The sequence below is a fragment of the Proteiniclasticum sp. C24MP genome (genome assembly GCF_043951855.1).
GTDB lineage: Bacteria > Bacillota > Clostridia > Clostridiales > Clostridiaceae > Proteiniclasticum.
In genome coordinates this window covers 79419-100192 of sequence record NZ_JBINJW010000002.1, presented here as the reverse complement: position 1 = coordinate 100192, position 20774 = coordinate 79419, and the positions used below count along the sequence as shown (strand labels likewise).

At 43.9% G+C, this 20774-nt stretch carries 18 protein-coding genes; all 18 read left to right on the top strand.

The genetic code is table 11. The features are described 5' to 3' along the window. Positions 1-183: 183 nt before the first annotated feature. A complete protein-coding gene (locus tag ACHAL6_RS03595; RefSeq protein ID WP_395268869.1) occupies positions 184-1311 on the top strand; it encodes a betaine/proline/choline family ABC transporter ATP-binding protein in 1128 nt (375 codons plus the stop codon). Then, positions 1312-2889 carry a glycine betaine ABC transporter substrate-binding protein gene (locus ACHAL6_RS03590; RefSeq protein ID WP_395268868.1) on the top strand — a complete coding sequence of 526 codons (1578 nt, stop codon included), beginning with the start codon at positions 1312-1314 and terminating at the stop codon, positions 2887-2889. A gap of 252 nt (positions 2890-3141) precedes the next feature. After that, on the top strand, positions 3142-4203 hold the full coding sequence (locus ACHAL6_RS03585) for a Gfo/Idh/MocA family protein (RefSeq protein WP_395268867.1): 1062 nt from the start codon (positions 3142-3144) through the stop codon (positions 4201-4203). A gap of 402 nt (positions 4204-4605) precedes the next feature. Then, positions 4606-5496: a MurR/RpiR family transcriptional regulator gene (locus ACHAL6_RS03580; RefSeq protein WP_395268866.1), complete on the top strand. Its 891-nt coding sequence runs from the start codon at positions 4606-4608 to the stop codon at positions 5494-5496. Position 5497: 1 nt separating this feature from the next. Beyond that, on the top strand, positions 5498-6391 hold the full coding sequence (gene murQ / locus ACHAL6_RS03575; protein ID WP_395268865.1) for an N-acetylmuramic acid 6-phosphate etherase: 894 nt from the start codon (positions 5498-5500) through the stop codon (positions 6389-6391). Between the two features lie 24 nt (positions 6392-6415). Next, positions 6416-7837: a PTS transporter subunit EIIC gene (locus ACHAL6_RS03570; protein WP_395268864.1), complete on the top strand. Its 1422-nt coding sequence runs from the start codon at positions 6416-6418 to the stop codon at positions 7835-7837. Then, complete coding sequence (locus tag ACHAL6_RS03565; RefSeq protein ID WP_395268863.1) at positions 7821-8888, top strand: MupG family TIM beta-alpha barrel fold protein; 1068 nt, start codon at positions 7821-7823, stop codon at positions 8886-8888. Before ACHAL6_RS03570 ends, ACHAL6_RS03565 begins: the two co-directional genes overlap by 17 nt. A gap of 289 nt (positions 8889-9177) precedes the next feature. After that, entirely contained in the window at positions 9178-10578 is a 1401-nt protein-coding gene (gene uxaC, locus ACHAL6_RS03560; protein WP_395268862.1) for a glucuronate isomerase, read from the top strand. 683 nt (positions 10579-11261) lie between these two features. Continuing rightward, positions 11262-12344: a mannonate dehydratase gene (gene uxuA, locus ACHAL6_RS03555; protein ID WP_395268861.1), complete on the top strand. Its 1083-nt coding sequence runs from the start codon at positions 11262-11264 to the stop codon at positions 12342-12344. An 18-nt stretch (positions 12345-12362) separates the two neighbouring features. Further along, positions 12363-13043, top strand: coding sequence for a GntR family transcriptional regulator (locus ACHAL6_RS03550; protein ID WP_395268860.1), 681 nt, complete (start codon positions 12363-12365; stop codon positions 13041-13043). Positions 13044-13237: 194 nt separating this feature from the next. Further along, the gene (locus ACHAL6_RS03545) at positions 13238-14323 is read left to right on the top strand and encodes a TRAP transporter substrate-binding protein (RefSeq protein ID WP_395268859.1); all 1086 of its coding nucleotides are present in this window, start codon (positions 13238-13240) and stop codon (positions 14321-14323) included. Between the two features lie 190 nt (positions 14324-14513). Then, complete coding sequence (locus tag ACHAL6_RS03540; protein ID WP_395268858.1) at positions 14514-15038, top strand: TRAP transporter small permease; 525 nt, start codon at positions 14514-14516, stop codon at positions 15036-15038. Then, positions 15039-16334, top strand: coding sequence for a TRAP transporter large permease (locus tag ACHAL6_RS03535; protein WP_395268857.1), 1296 nt, complete (start codon positions 15039-15041; stop codon positions 16332-16334). Positions 16335-16342: 8 nt separating this feature from the next. Further along, a complete protein-coding gene (locus tag ACHAL6_RS03530; protein WP_395268856.1) occupies positions 16343-16813 on the top strand; it encodes a YcxB family protein in 471 nt (156 codons plus the stop codon). 131 nt (positions 16814-16944) lie between these two features. Further along, positions 16945-17589, top strand: a complete 645-nt coding sequence (locus ACHAL6_RS03525; RefSeq protein WP_395268855.1) for a GntR family transcriptional regulator — start codon at positions 16945-16947, stop codon at positions 17587-17589. Positions 17590-17867: 278 nt separating this feature from the next. Further along, on the top strand, positions 17868-18929 hold the full coding sequence (locus tag ACHAL6_RS03520; RefSeq protein ID WP_395268854.1) for a C4-dicarboxylate TRAP transporter substrate-binding protein: 1062 nt from the start codon (positions 17868-17870) through the stop codon (positions 18927-18929). A 31-nt stretch (positions 18930-18960) separates the two neighbouring features. Further along, positions 18961-19464 carry a TRAP transporter small permease gene (locus tag ACHAL6_RS03515; RefSeq protein WP_395268853.1) on the top strand — a complete coding sequence of 168 codons (504 nt, stop codon included), beginning with the start codon at positions 18961-18963 and terminating at the stop codon, positions 19462-19464. Next, positions 19464-20747 (top strand): TRAP transporter large permease, encoded by a 1284-nt coding sequence (locus tag ACHAL6_RS03510; RefSeq protein ID WP_395268852.1) that lies wholly within the window; start codon positions 19464-19466, stop codon positions 20745-20747. The genes ACHAL6_RS03515 and ACHAL6_RS03510 overlap by 1 nt, the downstream gene beginning before the upstream one ends. Positions 20748-20774: the final 27 nt, after the last annotated feature.

Here is a 20774-nt window from a genome sequence, read left to right as displayed (position 1 = left end):
AGGTTTACTATCTGGAGTGAGTATGAAATGGTTTCATGAAATCTTTACATTGAAGCAACCTTATGGTAAAATTAGAGTTGTCACTTATGCGAATAAAGTGATTTTAGACGCGAAATTATTGGATTTGTTAATGAATCCGTGATAAAAATACACTTTACCTAGAATAAAGGAGGAATCAGGCAGATGATTGAATTTAAGAATGTCAGCAAGAAATTCAAAGACGTCACAGTCTTGAAAGACATCACATTTGAAATCGAAGAAGGAAATCTCGTAGTGCTCATCGGACTGTCCGGCTGCGGTAAGACCACTACACTGAAAATGATCAACAGACTGATCAAGCCGACCACAGGCACCATCACCATCAATGGGGAGGATATTGCAAAGAAGGACCCCATAGAGCTGAGAAGAAACATAGGATATGTCATCCAGCAGACAGGACTTTTTCCCCACATGACCATCAGAGAGAACACGGAAATCATTCCAAGAGTGGAAAAACTGGACAATGAGAAGATCACGAAGAAGACCCTGGAGCTTATGGAGATGGTGGGACTGGATGAAGAATTCCTGGACCGTTATCCCAATGAGCTTTCCGGCGGGCAGCAGCAGAGAGTCGGTGTGGCCAGAGCATTTGCCCTGGACCCTGATGTCATCCTCATGGATGAACCGTTCTCGGCCCTTGACCCCATCACAAGAAATTCTCTTCAGGAAGAGCTTGTGAATCTTCAGAGCAAGGTGAAGAAGACCATCGTCTTCGTCACCCATGACATGTCCGAAGCCATCAAGATTGCAGATAAGATCTGCATCATGGATAAGGGTGAAATCATACAGTATGACACACCGGAAAACATTCTGAAGAATCCTGTGAACGAATTCGTTTCAGAATTCGTCGGTAAGAACCGAATCTGGGAATCTCCTGAATATATACGTGCAGAGGACATCATGATCGACAATGCCGTTTCCTGTGTATCCACACTGTCTCTGACCAAAGCGCTGGACAAGATGAGAGACGCCAAGGTGAACAGTATTCTGGTGGTGGACGATAAGACAAAGAGCATGGTAGGTCTTGTGAAACCGAAGCAGATCGCCAAGGAGAAAGACCGTAGCATCCCTGTGAAGGACATCATGATCACGGACTTCCAGTGGGCGAAACCGGAAGATTCCATCGTAGACCTTCTGAAGGTTGCAGACGACAACAATATTTCAGAAATTCCGGTTCTGGATGAGTCAGGAAAGATTCTGGGACTGGTGACGCAGAACAGCCTCATCACCACATTAAGCCAGCAGTATTTTGAAGACGGGGAGGTGCTTTAATTGAACGTATTTGATTATATTAGAAACAATACCGATCAGGTTTTAAGACTGACCCTGGAGCATATTGAACTGACTGCCATTGCAGTGGGACTTGCTGTACTCATCGGCGTGCCGCTGGGTATTCTCATCAGCTACTTCAGAAAAGCGAGCAAGACTGTGGTGGGTGGAGCAAACGTCGTGCAGGCGATTCCGTCCATGGCTCTTCTGGGACTTGCCATTCCACTGCTTGGAATTGGTTCAGTACCAGCGGTTGTCATCGTCATCCTGTACTCGCTCCTTCCGATCATCAAGAACACCTATACAGGTATCACAAGCCTGGACAAGGGTACGCTGGAAGCGGCCAAGGCCATCGGACTGACCAAGAGTCAGGTGCTTACGAAAGTGCAGATTCCACTGGCGCTGCCGGTCATCATGGCCGGTGTCAGAATCTCAGCGGTAACGGCGGTAGGTCTTATGACCATGGCGGCCTTCATCGGTGCAGGCGGACTTGGTTTTCTGATTTTCTCGGGAATCAGCACCACCAACAATGCGCAGATTCTAGCCGGTGCCATACCCGCAGCGCTTCTTGCCCTGCTGGTGGACAACCTCTTCAGTACCATAGAGAAACTGGTGACACCAATCTCCCTTCAGCAGACTGGAGATGCTTCCAAAGAGAAGCTGAAGAGTCAGAGAAAAGTCCAGAAGGGCATACTGGCTGTAACAGCCGGAATCCTTGTGGTGCTCTTCGCGGTCACCGCATTCCAGGGAGCTGGAAACTCCAAGGAGACCATCACCATTGGCGGTAAGGATTATACGGAGCAGTTCATCGTGGTTCATCTCATGGCGGACATGATCGAAGACAGAACAGATCTTTCGGTCATCCGTAAGGACAACCTTGGGGGAACCCAGGTGGCCTTCAATGCTTTAAAGAGCGGAGACATCGATCTCTATCTGGAGTATACAGGAACCATCTATGGAGATACCTTAGGGTATTCCCCGAACTCCGATATGGTGGAGGTCTATGAGACCAGTAAGAACGATCTCAAGGAACTTTACGACATCGATGCGCTTACGCAGTTCAACTACAACAACACCTACGTTCTTTCCGTGAAACCGGAAACGGCGGAGAGATACAATCTTGCAAAGATCAGTGACCTGAAGAATGTGGCAGATGAACTGACCATCGGTTCCACACTTGAATTCCTCAATCGTGAAGATGGAATCATCGGGCTTGAAAAGCACTATGGATTCACATTCGGTAACGAAATCGGAATCAATGGAGCCAATAAATACCTGGCCATCGACAGCGGAGAAACAGACATAACAGATGCTTTCTCCACAGACGGACTGCTGAAGAAATTCGGTCTTGTCATGCTGGACGATGATCTGAACTTCTTCCCGCCATACTATGCGGTGCCGATTCTGAGAAGTGGACTTTTAGGAGAACACCCTGAAATCGAAGGCGCACTGGATGAACTGGGAGAAGTGCTGACCAACGAAATCATGATCGAACTGAACTATCAGGTGGATGAGCTTCAGAGACAGCCAAGAACGGTTGCCAGAGAATTCCTCGTTGAGCAGGGACTCATCGAAGAGTAGAATCCATCTCATCTTATAGGAACAAGAAAGACGGATAAACAGACAATAGAAAGACCCGCGCCTCTTTCAAGGAGGTTCGGGTCCTTCTATTGTGCTTCATTCATATAGCGGTGAAATACTTGACGGAATATTTTGAAAAATATCCTGCTGATGCTATACTCTAGGTAAGAGATTCCGTTGCGTTCAGCAGACCTGAAAGGGGTATCTCGCTATTATGAACTCAGATGGAAACAAGGATAAGGGGTGAATCATATGGATAAAATCAGAGTGGGATTCATAGGATGTGGTAAGATCGCACAGGTGCGGCATATTCCCGAAGCACACAGAAGTGAAGATGTGATCATCGGCGGGTATTTCAACCGCACAAGAGCGAAAGCGGAAGATATGGCGGAGAAATATGGAGGGAAAGTCTATGATACCTACCAGGAGCTACTTGATGACGAAAACATCGATGCAGTGGTGGTCAGTGTAGCCAATATTCTTCATGCGGATGCGACCATCGAGGCCTTAAGAAAAGGAAAACATGTGCTTTGCGAAAAACCCATGGCCATGACACTGGAAGACAGCGAGCTTATGGTGAAGGTTTCTGAGGAAGAAGGAAAGGTGCTCAATATCGCTCATAATCAGAGGCTGAACAGAGCCCATCAGAGGGCGAAAGAGCTGATTGAAGAGGGAGCCATCGGAAAGATTCTGACTTTCAGAACCACATTCGGACACGGCGGTCCTGAAGAATGGAGTTCCAGTCCCGGAAAGGATGTCTGGTTCTTCTATGAGGATGCGGCTGGCATGGGCGCCATGGCAGACCTGGGGATCCATAAGACCGATCTCATCGAGTATCTCACAGGGCAGAAAGTGGTGGAAGTCAGTGCCATGCTTGGAACCCTGGACAAAAAAGGATCCAAGGGCAATCTCATTTCCGTGGATGACAACGCAGTCTGTCTGTTCAGGCTGAGTGATGGGGCATTAGGTACCATGACCGTTTCCTGGACCTACTACGGACCAGAAGACAACAGTACGGTGATCTACGGAACGGAAGGAATTCTCTATGTCTATGAGGATGCGAATCATCCGCTGAAAATCGTGAAAAGGGATCAGAGCGTCATGACCTTTGACGTGGATGAGGAAAGGTCTCAGGATAATCAGCAGAGTTCTGGTGTCATGAATGTCTTCATAGATGGAATCAGAAGCGGTGAAGATACAATTCTTTCAGGAAAAGTCATTCTTTCCGCCATGAGAGCTGTTTTCGCCTGTGAAGAGTCCTTTGATGAAGGGAAAACCGTGAAGATCGAAGAGAACGGAGAGGTGAGCGAATAAGAGATAAATGCAACTGAAGTGGAATGATTTCATTTCATGATGCGGACAATTGTTCTGCTGACATAGATGCATATAATGAAGAGCCTGAATTCAGAAGACTATGCAGTTCAGAAATGAACTTTGTGTAGTCTTTTCTTATGGACGAAATTTTGTGGATCATATAAGAGGCAGATTCAATAAAAATGGAAATGGTGATAATCCCTGATATTCATCATGAAACTACCATCAATCACATCGTTTACATTATAAATGAGTCATCATATGAAACTTTATTTCATACTTTTTAGATTCGTTTACAATTAAGTTTCATGGCAGTATACTGATATCAAATTGGAAAGGAGTACTGCATCATTGGCAGGAAAATTTCTGAGCGCGCAAAACCTGACATGTTAGGAGGATCCTATGAAAAGTGTATTGGTAAGACTTCAGGAGTATACCGGTAAAGCCAGCGGAGCTGAAAAGGGGATCGTCAGCTATCTCTTGAAGAATCCGGATGAGGTATCTTCATTGAGCATCCATGAACTGGCAGAACTTACTTATTCATCTGCTTCGACCATTATAAGACTATGCAGAAAACTGGGATTTGACGGATATCGAGATCTGAACAAATCACTTGTCTACGAACTGGCTCTCAGAAAATCAAGCTATGATGAGAAAAACAAAGAAATCTCCAGGGAAGATTCCCTGGAAGTGCTGGTGGACAAGGTCACTTATAAGAATATCGTCTCTCTGGAAGATACAAGAAAACTTCTGGATATGGAAGTGCTTCGTGAGTGCGTGGATCTCATCATGAACGCAAAGACCATATGCCTTTTCGGCATGGGTTCATCACTTCTGGTAGCAAAAGATGCTTATCTTAAGTTCTTGAGAATCAATAAGCCCAGCATCATCAGTGAAGACTGGCATGCTCAGCTGCTTCAGGCCAGAAACATGACAAATGAGGATGTGGCCATCGCCATCAGCTATTCCGGAATGACGGAAGAAGTGCTCAGGTGTGTTACGGCTGCAAAGGAAAAGGGTGCACCTGTAATTGCCATTACAAGGTTCGAGGAAAACCCGTTGGCCATACTTGCAGATTATAATTTAAGCGTTGCCGCAACGGAGTTCATGTTCCGATCCGGTGCCATGTCTTCAAGAATCGCCCAGCTGAACATCATCGATATACTATATACTGCATACGTGAATAAGGAATATGAAGAGAACCTGAAACAGTTCCAGAGAACACACATCGACAAACCTTATCAGGATGCTGAGTTGGAACCAAAAGAAAAAACCCAGAGCGGGAGGGAATGAAATGATCGATTTAACAAAACTGACCACAGAAAAACGAAACCCTGATACCATGAACCTGGACAAGATGAGTACCCTTGAATTTGTGGAAACCATGAACAGAGAAGATGGTAAAGTCATAGAAGCGGTGCATGAAGTGCTGCCCCAGGTGGCAGAGGTCATCGGCTGGACAACGGAAGCCCTAAGTAAAGGTGGAAGAATCATCTACATGGGTGCAGGAACCAGTGGAAGACTGGGCGTTCTTGACGCTGTGGAATGTCCACCAACTTTCGGTGTTTCACCGGATGTAGTTGTCGGCCTCATCGCAGGTGGAGAAAAAGCCTTTGTCAAAGCTGTGGAAGGGGCAGAGGATTCCAGTACACTAGGAACAGAAGACCTCAGGAATCTGGGGCTGAATGAAAAGGACGTGGTCATAGGCATAGCTGCCAGCGGCAGAACTCCTTATGTGATTCATGCATTGCGTTATGCCAGAAGCATTGGCGTGAAAACCGCCATCATCGCCTGCAACAGAGATTCTGAAATGTCAAAGGAAGCAGATATCGCCATTGAACCTGTAACAGGACCGGAAGTGCTCACAGGATCGACGAGGCTGAAAGCCGGTACAGCGCAGAAACTGATCCTTAACATGATTTCAACGGGGTCCATGGTGGGTGTAGGGAAGGTTTATGAGAATCTTATGGTAGACGTGATGCAGTCGAACTTGAAGCTGAAAACCAGGGCGGAAAATATCGTCATGGCAGCGACAGAATGCGATCGTGAAACTGCAAGAAAAACCATAGATGAAGCCAAGGGCAGTGTGAAACTTGCCATCACTTCCATACTGCTGAACACTCCAGTGGAGGATGCAGCGATAGAACTTGAAAAAGCCAACGGTCATATAAGAAGAACTTTAAAATAGAACACAATAAACTGGAGGTAAATCATGAATAACAAAGAACTTGCAATCAGGCTGGTTGAACTTGTAGGTGGAAAGTCTAATGTGATCAAAGCGGGAAACTGCATGACAAGACTGAGACTTACAGTGAAAGATCCATCAAAAGTGAAAGCGGAGGAAATCAAGGCCACTGAAGGTGTGCTGGGATTAGTCGTTGATGGGAACACCTATCAGATCGTACTTGGACCTGGAAAGGTCAAGAAAGTCATGGACATCTGTGCAGATGAACTTGGACTTCCTAGGGACGCTTCAGAAGCAGATTGGGAAGCCAATAAGGAAAGCATGAAGTCCATGCAGAAGCAGAGTCCTTTCAAAGCGGCCATCAAAACCATAGCAGATATATTTATTCCACTTATTCCAGCAATCATAGCAGCAGGTCTGTTTAACGGATTTGCAAGCCTCATCGGCACACTACAGGGACAGGGAGTACTTGCTTCAGAAGGATTCTGGCACATCACTCAGCTTCTGTTCGGACTACTGGGCAGTGCGTTCCTAGGATACTTCGCCATCTATACCGGTATCAATGCCGCCAAGCAGTTTGGTGCCACAGAAGGTCTTGGTGGTATGATCGGTGCCGTTTCCATCGGTGCGAACATCGTTGCCATTTCAACTGCATTCGGTCTTTATGACACGGAAACACCACTGAACTCCATACTTACAACAGGTAAGGGCGGTATCATCGGTGTCATCCTGGGTGTATGGATTTTATCCAAGGTTGAGAAGTATATAAGAAAGAGCGTTCCAGATGTACTGGATCTGATCCTCACACCATTCTTAAGTCTTTTGATCACCTCAGTGCTATTCGTATTTGTCATCATGCCTGTGACAGGATTCATCTCTGATCTTCTGGTTCAGGGACTGAGCGTCATCATCAATTCACCGAATCCTGTAGTCAGTGTCATCAGCGGATACCTGCTGGCAGCGCTGTTCCTTCCTATGGTACTTCTTGGACTGCATCATGGACTAATTCCAATCTATGCAATCCAGCTTGAAGTCATGGGTGGTGTGTCACTGTTCCCAGTACTTGCGATGGCAGGTGCAGGACAGGTTGGTGCGGCTATCGCAATCTACATCATAGCCAAGAGAGTAAATAACAGAAGAATGATGAAGGTCATCACAGGTGCACTTCCTGCAGGATTCCTTGGAGTAGGAGAACCACTGATCTACGGTGTAACGCTTCCAATGTTCAAGCCTTTCATCACTGCAGGACTAGGTGCTGGTTTCGGTGGAGCATTCGTTATGCTTACGAAGGTTCTTGCAAATGCCTGGGGTCCTTCAGGACTTGTAGCCATTCCGATCATGAAGCCTGAAAGCATGCTGAACTTCTTCTTCGGACTCTTGATATCCTACATAGCAGGATTCATCATCACCTATTTCGTCATCAAGAACAAGGATGTCGAAGCAGTCTAACAGCCTCGGATATTCCGTATATCCATCAACCTGGTCAGAAAACAGAAAACAGCTCTCCTCCCTCTTCATGGAGGGGAGTGCTGTTTTCACATCTCTGCATATTATGGAAGAGATGCATGTTGGCTATGTAGAGCAGGTAGAGGATATGATGGAATTTCTGAAATCCACTGGATATAAGGTCATTGCGGATGTATCTAAAAGAACCCTTGAGATTTTCAGCGAGCAAAGTCTGACAGACCTTGCGAAAAGACTCAATATCGACATACTGCGAATCGATTACGGCTTCACAGAAGCTGAAATGCTGAAAGCAGCAGAAGAGATACCCATCTGTCTTAATGCCTCCACCATCTCGGAAGAACAGGCGGAGTTTCTGCGCTCCACAGGATATGAGTTCCATGCCATGCACAACTTCTATCCCAGGCCTGAAACCGGCATCGACGAAGAGCAGTTTATGAAGAGAAATAGAATGCTCGAGGATTATGGCATCAGTGTCATGGCTTTCATCCAAGGAAGAGAGAAGCTGAGAGGGCCTATCCATGAAGGATTGCCGACCCTGGAGAAACACAGGAATCTCATACCATATCATGCTTTTCTGGAAATGAAGAACAGATATGGGATTCAGGAGATATTTGTCGGAGACGGCATTCTGACTGAAACTGAAGCCCGGTATATAAGACATGTACTGAAAGAAGGGGTGTACTGCATTCCTGTGGAACTGGAGGAGAAGAAGACACTTCTGAATCAGGTTTTTACTGTAAGAATCGATTCTCCTAAGGAAATCATCCGAATACAGGAATCCAGAGAATATGCTACTCCCGGAAATGTGATCAGAGCCCAAAATACCATAGAGCGTAAGCGGGGAACCATCACACTGGATAATGAACTGTATAAACGATATTCCGGGGAAATACAGATCACTCGATATGATTTCAAACCAGACGATAGAGTAAATGTCATAGGGAAAGTGAAAGACGAGTATCTTGATGTTCTTGATCTCATACCCAATGGAGAAAAGATGATGCTCGTTGATGAAGATGAGGATCATGAATAGAAACAAGAAGGATGAAGCAGACCTGGACTATTCCGGGTCTGCTTTATCCTGTGCGCATTTTTATCTTCATGAAAATTGAAATGAAGAAACAGGGCAGGACCAGATGCTTCTTATGATGTGATATTACATGAAGTGGAGGGCTTATCTGAAATCATTACAGCATATGTCTACTAGTATACTAACATGGAGCATTTTTGAGAAAGTTCCAAATAAGCACTTTTCAGTTTTCGGATTTTAGACTATGATAGAAACATAGAGCGCATCACTGGAACAAGAAAGGAAGAGTGAAATGAGTATAATCAATGACAATTTCATGTTAAAAAATAAAGTGGGTAAGAAACTTTACGAAGAGTATGCAAAAGACATGCCTATTTATGACTATCACTGTCATCTGAACCCGAAGATGATAGCTGAAAATGCCAGATTCAGAAATATAACAGATATCTGGCTGGGGGGAGACCACTACAAATGGAGAGCCATGAGAAGCATGGGGCTCAGTGAGGAGTACATCACAGGTTCAAAGTCCGACTTCGAGAAGTTCGAAGCTTTCTGTGAAACCATTCCCTACACCATAGGAAATCCCCTGTACCACTGGTCCCACCTTGAACTGAAGATGTATTTCGGCATCGAAGACACCATCAACAAGGAGAATGCAAAGAAGATCTGGGACAAAGCCAATGAGATCATCGCGGGAGAAGATTTCAACGTAAGAAATCTCATCCGAAAATCCAATGTCAATGTGATCTGCACAACAGATGATCTCATAGACACTCTGGAATATCATGATGCCATTGCCAAGGATGAATCCTTTGAAACAAAGGTTCTGCCGGCATTAAGACCCGACAAGCTTCTGAACATAGACAGAGAAGGGTATGCAGAGTACATAAAGACCCTTGGAGAACTGGTTGGATTCGAAGTGAAGGATGCGGATGCACTGATCAAGGCAGTGGAAAACAGAGTGGACTTCTTCCATGAACATGGAGCAAGACTGTCTGACCATGCCCTGGATACGGTATTCTTTGCGGAAGCGACCAGGGAAGAAGTGGAAAACATCATTTCTTCTGCATTATCCGGCAAGGAGATCTCCAAAGAAGACACGGAGAAATACAAAACCTTCATTCTCATAGAGCTTGGAAAGATGTACAAGAAGAGAGGCTGGGCGCAGCAGTACCATATCGGAGCCCTGCGAAACAACAACACAAGGATGTTCAATAAAATGGGTGCTGATATCGGATTTGACTCCATCAACGATGAACTGGTTGCGGTACCGCTGTCTAAACTGATGAACACGCTGGATAAAGAAGACAATCTGCCAAAGACTATTCTTTATACTCTGAATGCAAGAGACAACGATGTGCTGGGTACCATGATCGGTAACTTCCAAGGAGAAACAGACGGAGTCATGAAGATTCAGTTCGGTTCGGGCTGGTGGTTCAACGATCAGAAAGACGGAATGGAGAAACAGATGATTTCCCTTGCGAATCTGTCTCTGCTGCGTAAGTTTGTAGGAATGCTTACAGACTCCAGATCCTTTATTTCCTATCCAAGGCATGATTACTTCAGAAGAATACTGTGTAATCTCATCGGAAAATGGGTGGAAGAGGGAGAAGCGCCAGAGGATTATGAGCTGCTCGGATCCATGGTGAAGGAAATCTCTTACCTGAATGCGGAAAAGTACTTCAACATGTAAGACCTTTCCATCAGAAGCTGCCAGAAAATAAATACAGACAGGAGTGAGGAGAGAAGAAATTCTCTTGCTCACTTCTTTTATTTTCTCTGAAGAGTCAGAGAAGGCTTCCTGCATCAGGGGCATATGATTCTTTTCGTTGGGATTATCAGATTCGCAAGAAAAATGATATCACTTATTTCGTGAATGATAGTATAAGCGGAAAAAACAATACAGCTGAAACCATGATGAGTAAACCTTTACAGAAGATTGAGGCGTAATGAAAAACACATGATTTAACTTTCATATTTATTTTACAATTGGCATAAAAAACCAGAAGGTCTTGAAGAGAAAACATGAATATTTTTAAGTCTGAATTAATATATCTTCGTGTAACTATTGATACAGGCGGAATACAGATGGATTCAGATGCTTCATGCAATCCTGAAAGAAACCTTAAACGAAAAATGTATAATCCGTAAAAAATGGCCCTGTTTTTTTATGTTTCCTGATTGACCTACTAGTATACCAGTGGTAAACTGTAGTTAAAGATGCTTGTAAAGGATAACATCCAATGAAGGTGGTCCATAGAGCATACTACACTATAGTGATCTGTGATGCGCAAACTGTGACAAATCACGATCGGAATAGGAACCGCTCTAGATAGTAACGAGTTCATATTCCATGTTGAAAGCAGAGGTGAAAAGATGAAAATGATTTTAAGATGGTTTCCCTTCGGAGACGACAGTGTAAGCCTTCAGGAAATCAAGCAGATCCCGGGCGTAACTGGAGTGGCTACATGTCTGCCGAAGATTCCTGTGGGAGATGTCTGGCCACTTGAAACACTGGAAGATCTGAAGAAGGAAATCAATGACGCTGGTCTTGAGATGGAAGTCATTGAAAGTGTGAATATCCACGAGGATATCAAGAAAGGACTGCCAACACGAGAGAAGTATATAGAAAACTACATCGCCACGCTGGAGAATCTTTCCAAAGTCGGCGTCAAATGTCTGTGTTATAACTTCATGCCTGTCATGGACTGGGCAAGAAGCGACTTATCTCTGGAACTTCCTGACGGAAGTCAGGTCATGGCCTATCGTCATGATGAGGTTCTGGAAATGAATCCGAAAGTCATGGCGGATGTCATGGCAAAGAAGGCCAGAGGGTATTCCTTGCCAGGATGGGAGCCAGAAAGACTGGATGCCATGGCAAAGGATATCGACTTTTATCAGGATATGTCCACGGAAGTCTACTGGGAGAACATGAAGTATTTTCTGGATAAGGTGGTACCTTATGCGGAGAAGTATGACATCAAGATGGCCATTCATCCGGATGATCCGCCCTGGCCGCTGTACGGTCTGCCAAAGGTCATCACAAACAGAGAGAACATCAGAAAGTTCCTGGAACTGAATGACAGCCCTTATAACGGACTGACTTTCTGCACAGGAAGTCTGGGATCGGATCTCAAGAATGATCTTCCTGAGATGATCAGAGAGTTCGGTGCACAGGGAAGAATACATTTTGCGCACATACGAAACGTGAAGCATCTGAATGAGAAGGATTTTGATGAATCCGCACACCTATCCACCTGTGGAGACATCGACATGTTCGAAGTCATGAAAGCCTATGATGAGGTCGGATTTACAGGTTATGTAAGACCGGACCACGGCAGAATGATCTGGGGCGAAAAGGCAAGACCAGGCTACGGACTCTATGACAGAGCCCTTGGCGCAAATTATATCTTAGGTCTTGAAGAAGCCATTGTTAAAATGAAAGAGAGATATAAATAAGAGGAGAGGAGATGTCCCATGGAAGTCACTGCAAGGCGTGCGAAAGAAACAGCTAGAGATTACGCCTTTCGAACGTTAAGAAAAAATATCGTCATGCTGAAGCTTGCTCCTGGCAGTATGGTCAGTGAGAAAGAACTGGCAGTGGAGATGGGGATATCGAGAACACCGACAAGAGAAGCACTCATCGAGCTGAGTAAAAGCCAGATTGTTGACATATTTCCACAGAAAGGCAGTTACATCTCAAAGATCGACTACAGCCTGGTGGATGAAGCAAGATTCATGAGACTGGTCCTTGAAAAGGCAGTCATCGAGCTGGTCTGTGAACTGGCAACGGAGGAAGATCTGAACGAACTGGAGCACAACATCAGTCTTCAGCAGTTCTATGTGGATTCCGATACCACTGGAAAGTTTTTCCAGATGGACAACGATTTTCACGAGAAACTATTCATCATCGCAAACAAGATGCAGGTCTATCACCTGATGGACAGCATGATGATTCACTTTGATCGGGTCAGAATGATGCGGCTTCATACAGACAAGGAAGTGATAGAGCTTCTGGATGATCACAAGGACATCGTAGCTGCCATCAGAAAAAGGGATAAAGAAGAAGCATCAGAACTGATGACGAAACATCTGTCCAGATACAAGGTGGATGAAGAGCTCATCAGACGAGAGCATCCGGATTATTTCATCAAATGAAATGCCGGTTGAAAGTTTGAAAGTCAATCAAGTGTATGTAAGGAAAATCTTTTCTTTATATAGCAGAAGCCGATATAGGAGGTGGTGCCTGGAGTCAGTGGGAAAGGAAGAAGCGGTTTCCGGAAGAATCATCTTAAGGGAACACACATTATTATTGTTACCAATTAAAAATATAAAAATTATAGGGGGACAAAATGAACAAGAAAAAAATTCTAGCAACATTATCCAGTCTGGTACTAGTAGCTTTCTTTGCAGGATGTGGACTTTCCACACCAGAAACACCAGAAACTCCTGATGAGACTCCAGCAGAAGAACCATCAGAGGAAGAACCATCAGAAGAAGAACCTGCCGATGATATGCCTGAAGTTACTTTAGTCTATGCTGAAGTTAACCCACTGGACACCATCGTAGGACAGACAGATACAGCGTTCAAAGAAAAGGTTGAAGAACTTTCCAATGGAAAGATCACCATCGAAATTCAGGCTTCAGGTGTTCTGGGATCGGAAAACGATGTACTCGACACCATGCTTGGTGGAGGCGGAACAATTGATATGTCCCGTATCTCAGCCTTCGCGCTTACCTCATACGGTGGAGAAAAGTCCAAGCTTCTATCCATCCCTTACACATTTGTCAACAGAGAACATTTCTGGAACTTTGCTACATCCGATTTAGCTCCTGACTTCCTTCTTGAACCATTTGAAAATGGAACAGGCGTAAGAGGACTATTCTATGGAGAAGAAGGTTTCCGTCATTTCTTCACAGTGGACCCAGTAAACAGCATTGAAGACCTTGCTGGCATGAAGCTGAGAGTTTCCAATGACCCAGTCATGAATGGTATGGTCAACGGACTTGGCGCATCACCTACAGTAGTATCCTTTGGTGAACTGTATTCAGCGCTACAGACAGGTGTTGTAGATGGAGCAGAACAGCCAATCGCAAACTACAAATCCAACGCATTCCAGGAAGTTGCTCCTAACATGATTCTTGATGGTCATACCCTTGGCGCAATCCAGGTTATCATCACAAATGAAGCATGGGACAGCCTGACACCAGAACAGCAGGATATCCTGATGGAAGCTGGAGAATATGCATCACAGTTCAACAGAGAAATTTCCGAAGAAGCTGAAAACGAAGTACTTCAGGGTCTGAAGGACGAAGGAATCAACATTGTTGAAGTTACAGATCCAGCTCCATGGCAGGCAGCTGTCAAGGATGTAGTGGATGCTGAAACAGAGGGATTTGAAGACCTGTACCAGCAGATCCTCGACATGCAGCCTTAGTCTCTAAGGTAATTTAACAGTAAGTGTAGGATGATGTAGGACACAAAGGAGCACATCCTTTGTGTCCTACTATTTTTATCAGGAAGAGTATAAGGTGAACCATTCGCCTTGTGCGCTTCTTTCATCTGTTTAAGAAGCACAAATGAAATCCCTCTCACATCATATATTTTTAAGGAGGTAAGGTTAAGGTATGCCAAGTTTTTTTGAGAAATTCGATAAGATCAAACCAGCTTATGACGCAATCTACGATGTTGTGCTGTTTCTCTGCAAGATCTTATTAATCATAGACATACTGATCACTACCATGGCTGTCACAGGGCGTTATGTTGAATTTATACCCGATCCAGCCTGGAGTGAAGAAGTCGTATTATCCGCCATGTCCTATATGGCTGTGCTGGCAGCAGCGCTGGCCATCAGAAAGAACAGTCATATTCGTATGACTGCATTTGACAAGTATATACCCGAAAAGGCACTTATTGTTCTGGATATCATATCAGATGTTTTTGTATTCGCACTGGCCATCGTCATGCTCGTGGTGGGCTGGCAGTATGCCGTGCAGATCGGTTCAAGAGGTACCTATGTCAGCATGCCGTCCATTTCGAGATTCTGGATGTACTTCCCGATTCCTCTGGCAGGCGGAGCAATGATTCTGTTCCTCATAGAATCCATATACAACCACACCAAAAGATTCTTTATTGTAAAGGAGGGGAAATAGATGAGTGAGCAGAATATGGCCATACTGATTCTTTTAGGCAGTTTTCTGGTTATGATTTTCCTTCGTTTCCCCATCGCTTACGCCGTTGCCATTTCCTCCATGCTTACACTGCTGTATGAGGGTCTTCCTCTAACAACCATAGCGCAGCAGATGGTCAAGGGCATCAGCTCCTTCAGTCTTATGGCGGTTCCTTTCTTCATCACCATGGGTGTACTCATGGGTTCGGGAGGAATTTCGGATAAACTCATCGCTCTGGCCAACTCCTTTGTAGGCTGGATGCGCGGTGGCCTGGCCATGGTGAATATCGTGGCATCCTACTTCTTTGGTGGGATTTCCGGTTCTGCAGCAGCAGATACAGCTTCCTTAGGAAGTATTCTGATTCCCATGATGGTGGACGAAGGATACGACGCGGACTTTTCCACTGCCGTAACCATCACATCTTCTGTGGAAGGACTGCTGGTTCCGCCCAGTCATAACATGGTCATCTATGCAACCACAGCAGGTGGTATTTCCGTAGGAAGCCTGTTCCTTGCAGGATACCTGCCTGGAGCGATCCTGGCGGTTTCCCTCATGATCATGTCCTACATCATTTCCGTAAAGCGCAATTACCCCAAGGGGGACAAGTTCAGCATCGTAAGTCTTTTGAAGCAGCTTCTGACTTCCTTCTGGGCACTGGCAGCGGTACTCATCGTAGTATTCGGTGTTGTAGGTGGTGTGTTCACGGCTACTGAATCAGCGGCCATCGCAGTTATCTACAGCCTCATCGTCAGTGTGTTCATCTATAAGGGTCTGGACTGGAAAGGGGTATGGAATGCCCTTGGAGACTGTGTAAACACACTATCCATCGTCATGATTCTGATTTCCACATCCAGCATCTTCGGATTCATGCTGACAAGGCTACATGTTCCTACCCTGGCTTCCAATGCCATCATCGGGTTAACAGATAATCCGATCATCATTGCACTGCTTCTGAACCTGCTTCTGCTGGTTCTGGGTATGATCATGGATATGGCACCGATCATTCTGATCGCAACGCCGATTCTTCTGCCTATCGCAGTATCCATCGGACTTACACCGATTCAGTTCGGTATAATGGTCATCTTGAACTGTGGTATCGGTCTTCTTACACCACCGGTAGGAGCAGTACTCTTCATCGGTTCGGCGGTGAGCAAGCAGCCCATGGAGAAGATCGTCAAAGCGACGCTTCCGTTCTATATCGCCATGCTGGTCACGCTGATGCTTATTACCTTCATTCCAGCGATCAGCCTGTGGCTGCCGTCTCTGTTTGCTAAGTAAGGAGCATTATGAAGTTTCTGTTTAATTATGAAACCAAGGCGTCGGACCTATGGCAGCTGTCCATGTATGGCATCTATAAGTCCATGGCAGGACTGATCAATGTCATATTCACTGCCGCCATGGCTCTACTGACTGTAAAATACTGGTCAGAAGTGAGCTGGTACCTGAGGGCGCTTCTGATTCTGGGATTGTCACTCTTCACCCTGATCCAGCCGCTTCTGATCTACAGAAGAGCAAAAAGACAGGTGAGCGGGATGCCGAAGGACATGGAGATCGGCTTTGATGAGATGGGTGTCCATGTGAAATCAGGCAAGGAGAAATCCACGGTAAGATGGAAGAAGATGAAAGGGGTCGTAAAATATCCCACGCTTCTGGTGATCTATTCATCTGCCACAAGAGGGTATATCCTGAATAACAAGGTACTCGGAAAGAACCGGGATGCACTCTATGACTACGTGATTTCCAATCTGAAAAAGTAAAATGACATAAATGAAGTCGTGTACTTGCATGGTGAGAAAGCGGCTTCATTTTTTTACATATTTATATAACATGTTCATAATAAAGATTTTAAATGGTAGAATAAAGTAAAAGTCAAAAATAGGAGAATGGTATGAGTCGAAACAGTTTAAGCGATAAAGCATATGAACACATCAAAAAGAGGATAATATATGGCCAGTATCCACCAAATGAAATGATCAGTGAAAAAATCATATGCGATGAAATCAATAGTTCAAGAACACCCGTAAGAGAAGCAATAAATAGGCTGGAGCAGGATAACCTTGTTAAGGTCGTTTATAAAAAGGGAATAATGGTCAAGGATATCACACTAAATGACATAAAGCTGATTTATGAAACGAGGCTTCTCATAGAACCTTATGCACTAAGAAATTACGGTATGAATATCGATAAAGACTACTTGAAAATCCTTTGGGATAAAATGAAGAACTTTGAGAACAATGAAAAATCATATCAGATCGATGATGAGCTGCATATGTATTTTGTGAATCAGACCGGGAACATCTATCTGATCAATACAGTCAGAGCGATCTATGATCATAATATGAGACTTAGAATACTAGCTGGTCAGAAAGTCGAATATAGAATTGAGACCACTGTATCAGAACATGATGAAATCATCTCATATCTACTGGATAGTAAATATGAAGAAGCAGCGGAGTCTCTGAAAATTCATTTAGAAAAAGCCAGAGAAGCCAGCTATAAGATGATGCTGAGTGAATATAATCTGGAACTGTAAATTTAATATTTAACAGTCAATACTTGATAAAATTATATTGAGACCGTTTAATTGACAGGAATGTATGATACGTTCGTTTTTTCAAAACATATATATTTTCAATTCAATAATTATTACAGTCAATTCAATGAAATGTTTCAATTCAATTAAAAGACAGTGTTTTCGATTGACAACGGTTTCTTAAAGTATTATCATTCATGTATACAACACGGATACTTTAAGTAAACACATCGTGAGATTTAATGTATTTGTGTAATTATATTTTAGGGGGAACAAACATGAAAAAAATTCTATCCATTGTCTTAGCAAGTATGTTAGCTATATCAATTACAGCTTGCGGAACAAATGAAACTCCAGAAGAGACTCCAGGGGAGACTCCTGCAGAAACACCAGCAGAAACTCCATCCGGTGATGTGGTCGAGGTTCAGATCGGTTTTGAAAATTCCATGTCAGAGCCAATTGGACAAGCTCTTGAAAAATGGCAGCAACTGGTTGATGAACAGGGAGACGGAACCATGAAGATCGTTCTATATCCTGACAGTCAGCTGGGAAGCAAGAATGAACTTATTGACTCCATGCTGCTGGGTGAACCGGTTATGACACTGGCAGACGGTGCATTCTATGCAGATTATGGTGTGAAGGACTTTGGAATCTTATTCGGACCATTCCTGTTTGACACATGGGATCAGGCATGGACACTGACAGAAAGTGACTGGTATCAGGAACAGTCTGGTCTTCTTGAAGAAAAAGGACTGAAGCTTATTACATCCAACTGGAAATATGGTGACAGACATACCATGACAACTACACCAGTTAATGGACCTGATGATCTGAAAGGCCTTAAAGTAAGAGTACCTAGCAATCAGATTCAGACAGAAGGATTTAATGCAATGGGTGCAACTGCAGTTGGTCTTCCGCTGGGAGATACATACGAAGCACTGACTACTGGTACAATCACAGGTGTTGAAAATCCGCTTGCGACTCTTTATGGCAGAAAGTTCCAGGAAGTAGCGAAGTATCTTATACTTGATGCTCACGTTAAGAACTTTACAACATGGGTAACAGGAACAATGTTCTTTGACAGCCTGACACCAGAACAGCAGAAGCTTCTCGTTGAAACTGGAGAAGAAGCAGGATTCCACAACAATGATCTGGTAGATGCTGCTGAAGCTGATTATCTGCAGAAATTCAAAGACGAAGGTGTGACAGTCACTGAAGTTGACGAAGCTACTCAGAAAGCATTCAAGGAAGCTGCAATGTCATTCTATGACCTTGGTGACACATTCGGATGGTCAGACGGCTTATACGAAACTGTAAGAGAGGCCATGGGCGCAGAATAATTTAATTATTTGAGAGGATTGGTGTAATAAATTGAATAATAAAAGAGTAGGCTTTAACTGGCTTATTAATCTAGATATCATCATTGCAGGTATTGCATTAGTGGTCTTGGTTACACTCACATTATTCGGTGCACTATCCAGATATTTTCTTAATAATCCATTTACCTGGATGGAGGAGATTCAACTCCTCCTCGAGGTATGGGTTGTTTTTTTAGGAGCTGGATATGCATTCAGAGCAGGTGGACATGTTGCCGTGGAACTTCTTGTGGAATATTTACCTGAGAAAGTTCAGAAGATCATTGAATATTTCATCGCAGTCATTGTAATCGGAACCATAGGATATCTTTTATATCAGAGTATGGGATATTTTGATTTATTCCAGAGCAGTGAAAGAACCACAAGTATACTTCAGATTCCGTATACACTTGTTTATGGAATCGTTCCAATAGCCTGTGTACTTATGCTTGTGAATTACATAGGTGTATTTATCGTCAATAACAGGAAAGTGGAAGCAGTAAAGGAGGAAAAGAAATAATGGACTTAGTATCAATCATATTTGTTTTACTTCTTGTATTGCTCTTTTTGAAAGTTCCTGTATACATAGCCATATTGGGTGCGTCTCTGGTGTATTTCATTTTCACTCCAGGAGTGAACAGCATTGTATTTGCACAACAGGCCATTGGAGGAACAGAAAGTATTTCCTTACTGGCAGTTCCATTCTTTGTACTTTTAGGGTCACTTATGAACTACAGCGGTGTGACGTCAAGAATCTTTGATTTTGCATCCATGCTGACTGGTAGAATGAAAGGTGGACTAGGACATGTTAATGTACTCTTATCAACGCTGATGGGAGGACTTTCAGGTTCTAACCTGGCAGATGCTGCAATGCAAGCGAAGATGCTTGTACCGGAAATGGAAAAGAAAGGTTTTTCAAAGCCGTTCTCGACTGTTATCACAGCAACATCGTCCATGATCACTCCATTGATCCCGCCTGGAATAGCGATGATCTTATATGGAAGCATCGCAAATGTCTCAATAGGAAAACTATTTGTCTCAGGTATAGGCATCGGACTTCTATTATGTCTCGCACTGATGAGTGTGGTGGCAATTATTTCCAAAAGAAGAAATTATCCTAAAATTAGAGAGAATCGATTGACTGCATCTGAATTTATTGAAGGAGCGAAACCTGCATTTTTCCCTATGCTGATTCCAGTTGCCATCATTGGCGCCATCAGAGCTGGCATAGTCACTGCGACTGAAGCAGGATCCTTTGCTGTTCTTTTAGCCATCATTTTGGGAATCGCTTATAAGGAACTGGACTTTAAGAAAGCTGCGCTCTCAATTAAAGAGACTGTCAGCTCCACATCAGGTATCATGCTTATCGTAGCTGCTGCAAGTGTTTTCTCATGGGTGCTGACAAAAGAAAGAATACCACAACAGCTGGCAGAATGGCTGATAACAACAATAAGCAACAAGTACGTATTTCTATTTGTTGTGAACATCTTCCTTCTGATAGTAGGTATGTTCATTGAAGGAAATGCTTCCATGATTATTCTTGTACCGCTGCTGGCACCGATTGCTGCGGCATTTGGAATCAATGAGATACATTTTGCGATGATCTACATTTTCAACAATGCGATCGGAGCATTGTCTCCACCTATGGGTACACTGATGTTCGTCACATGTGGAATCACAGGATGTAAGACAAAAGACTTTATTAAAGAAGCAGTACCATTTTACGGGTTATTATTTGTAGTACTGTTACTGGTAACTTATGTACCATTCTTTTCAATGGGATTAGTGAATCTGATATACTGATTATGAGTAGGGGAGGACACTCCCTCT

Excerpts from the sequence above, each read along its gene's own strand:
- ACHAL6_RS03525 (WP_395268855.1), top strand. The coding sequence starts at position 16,945 with ATGAGTCGAAACAGTTTAAGCGATAAAGCATATGAACACATCAAAAAG.
- ACHAL6_RS03535 (WP_395268857.1), top strand. The coding sequence starts at position 15,039 with ATGAGTGAGCAGAATATGGCCATACTGATTCTTTTAGGCAGTTTTCTG.
- uxaC (WP_395268862.1), top strand. The coding sequence starts at position 9,178 with ATGAGTATAATCAATGACAATTTCATGTTAAAAAATAAAGTGGGTAAG.
- ACHAL6_RS03565 (WP_395268863.1), top strand. The coding sequence starts at position 7,821 with ATGTCGAAGCAGTCTAACAGCCTCGGATATTCCGTATATCCATCAACC.
- ACHAL6_RS03545 (WP_395268859.1), top strand. The coding sequence starts at position 13,238 with ATGAACAAGAAAAAAATTCTAGCAACATTATCCAGTCTGGTACTAGTA.
- ACHAL6_RS03520 (WP_395268854.1), top strand. The coding sequence starts at position 17,868 with ATGAAAAAAATTCTATCCATTGTCTTAGCAAGTATGTTAGCTATATCA.
- ACHAL6_RS03540 (WP_395268858.1), top strand. The coding sequence starts at position 14,514 with ATGCCAAGTTTTTTTGAGAAATTCGATAAGATCAAACCAGCTTATGAC.
- ACHAL6_RS03595 (WP_395268869.1), top strand. The coding sequence starts at position 184 with ATGATTGAATTTAAGAATGTCAGCAAGAAATTCAAAGACGTCACAGTC.
- ACHAL6_RS03570 (WP_395268864.1), top strand. The coding sequence starts at position 6,416 with ATGAATAACAAAGAACTTGCAATCAGGCTGGTTGAACTTGTAGGTGGA.
- ACHAL6_RS03550 (WP_395268860.1), top strand. The coding sequence starts at position 12,363 with ATGGAAGTCACTGCAAGGCGTGCGAAAGAAACAGCTAGAGATTACGCC.
- ACHAL6_RS03580 (WP_395268866.1), top strand. The coding sequence starts at position 4,606 with ATGAAAAGTGTATTGGTAAGACTTCAGGAGTATACCGGTAAAGCCAGC.
- ACHAL6_RS03510 (WP_395268852.1), top strand. The coding sequence starts at position 19,464 with ATGGACTTAGTATCAATCATATTTGTTTTACTTCTTGTATTGCTCTTT.
- ACHAL6_RS03585 (WP_395268867.1), top strand. The coding sequence starts at position 3,142 with ATGGATAAAATCAGAGTGGGATTCATAGGATGTGGTAAGATCGCACAG.
- murQ (WP_395268865.1), top strand. The coding sequence starts at position 5,498 with ATGATCGATTTAACAAAACTGACCACAGAAAAACGAAACCCTGATACC.
- ACHAL6_RS03530 (WP_395268856.1), top strand. The coding sequence starts at position 16,343 with ATGAAGTTTCTGTTTAATTATGAAACCAAGGCGTCGGACCTATGGCAG.
- uxuA (WP_395268861.1), top strand. The coding sequence starts at position 11,262 with ATGAAAATGATTTTAAGATGGTTTCCCTTCGGAGACGACAGTGTAAGC.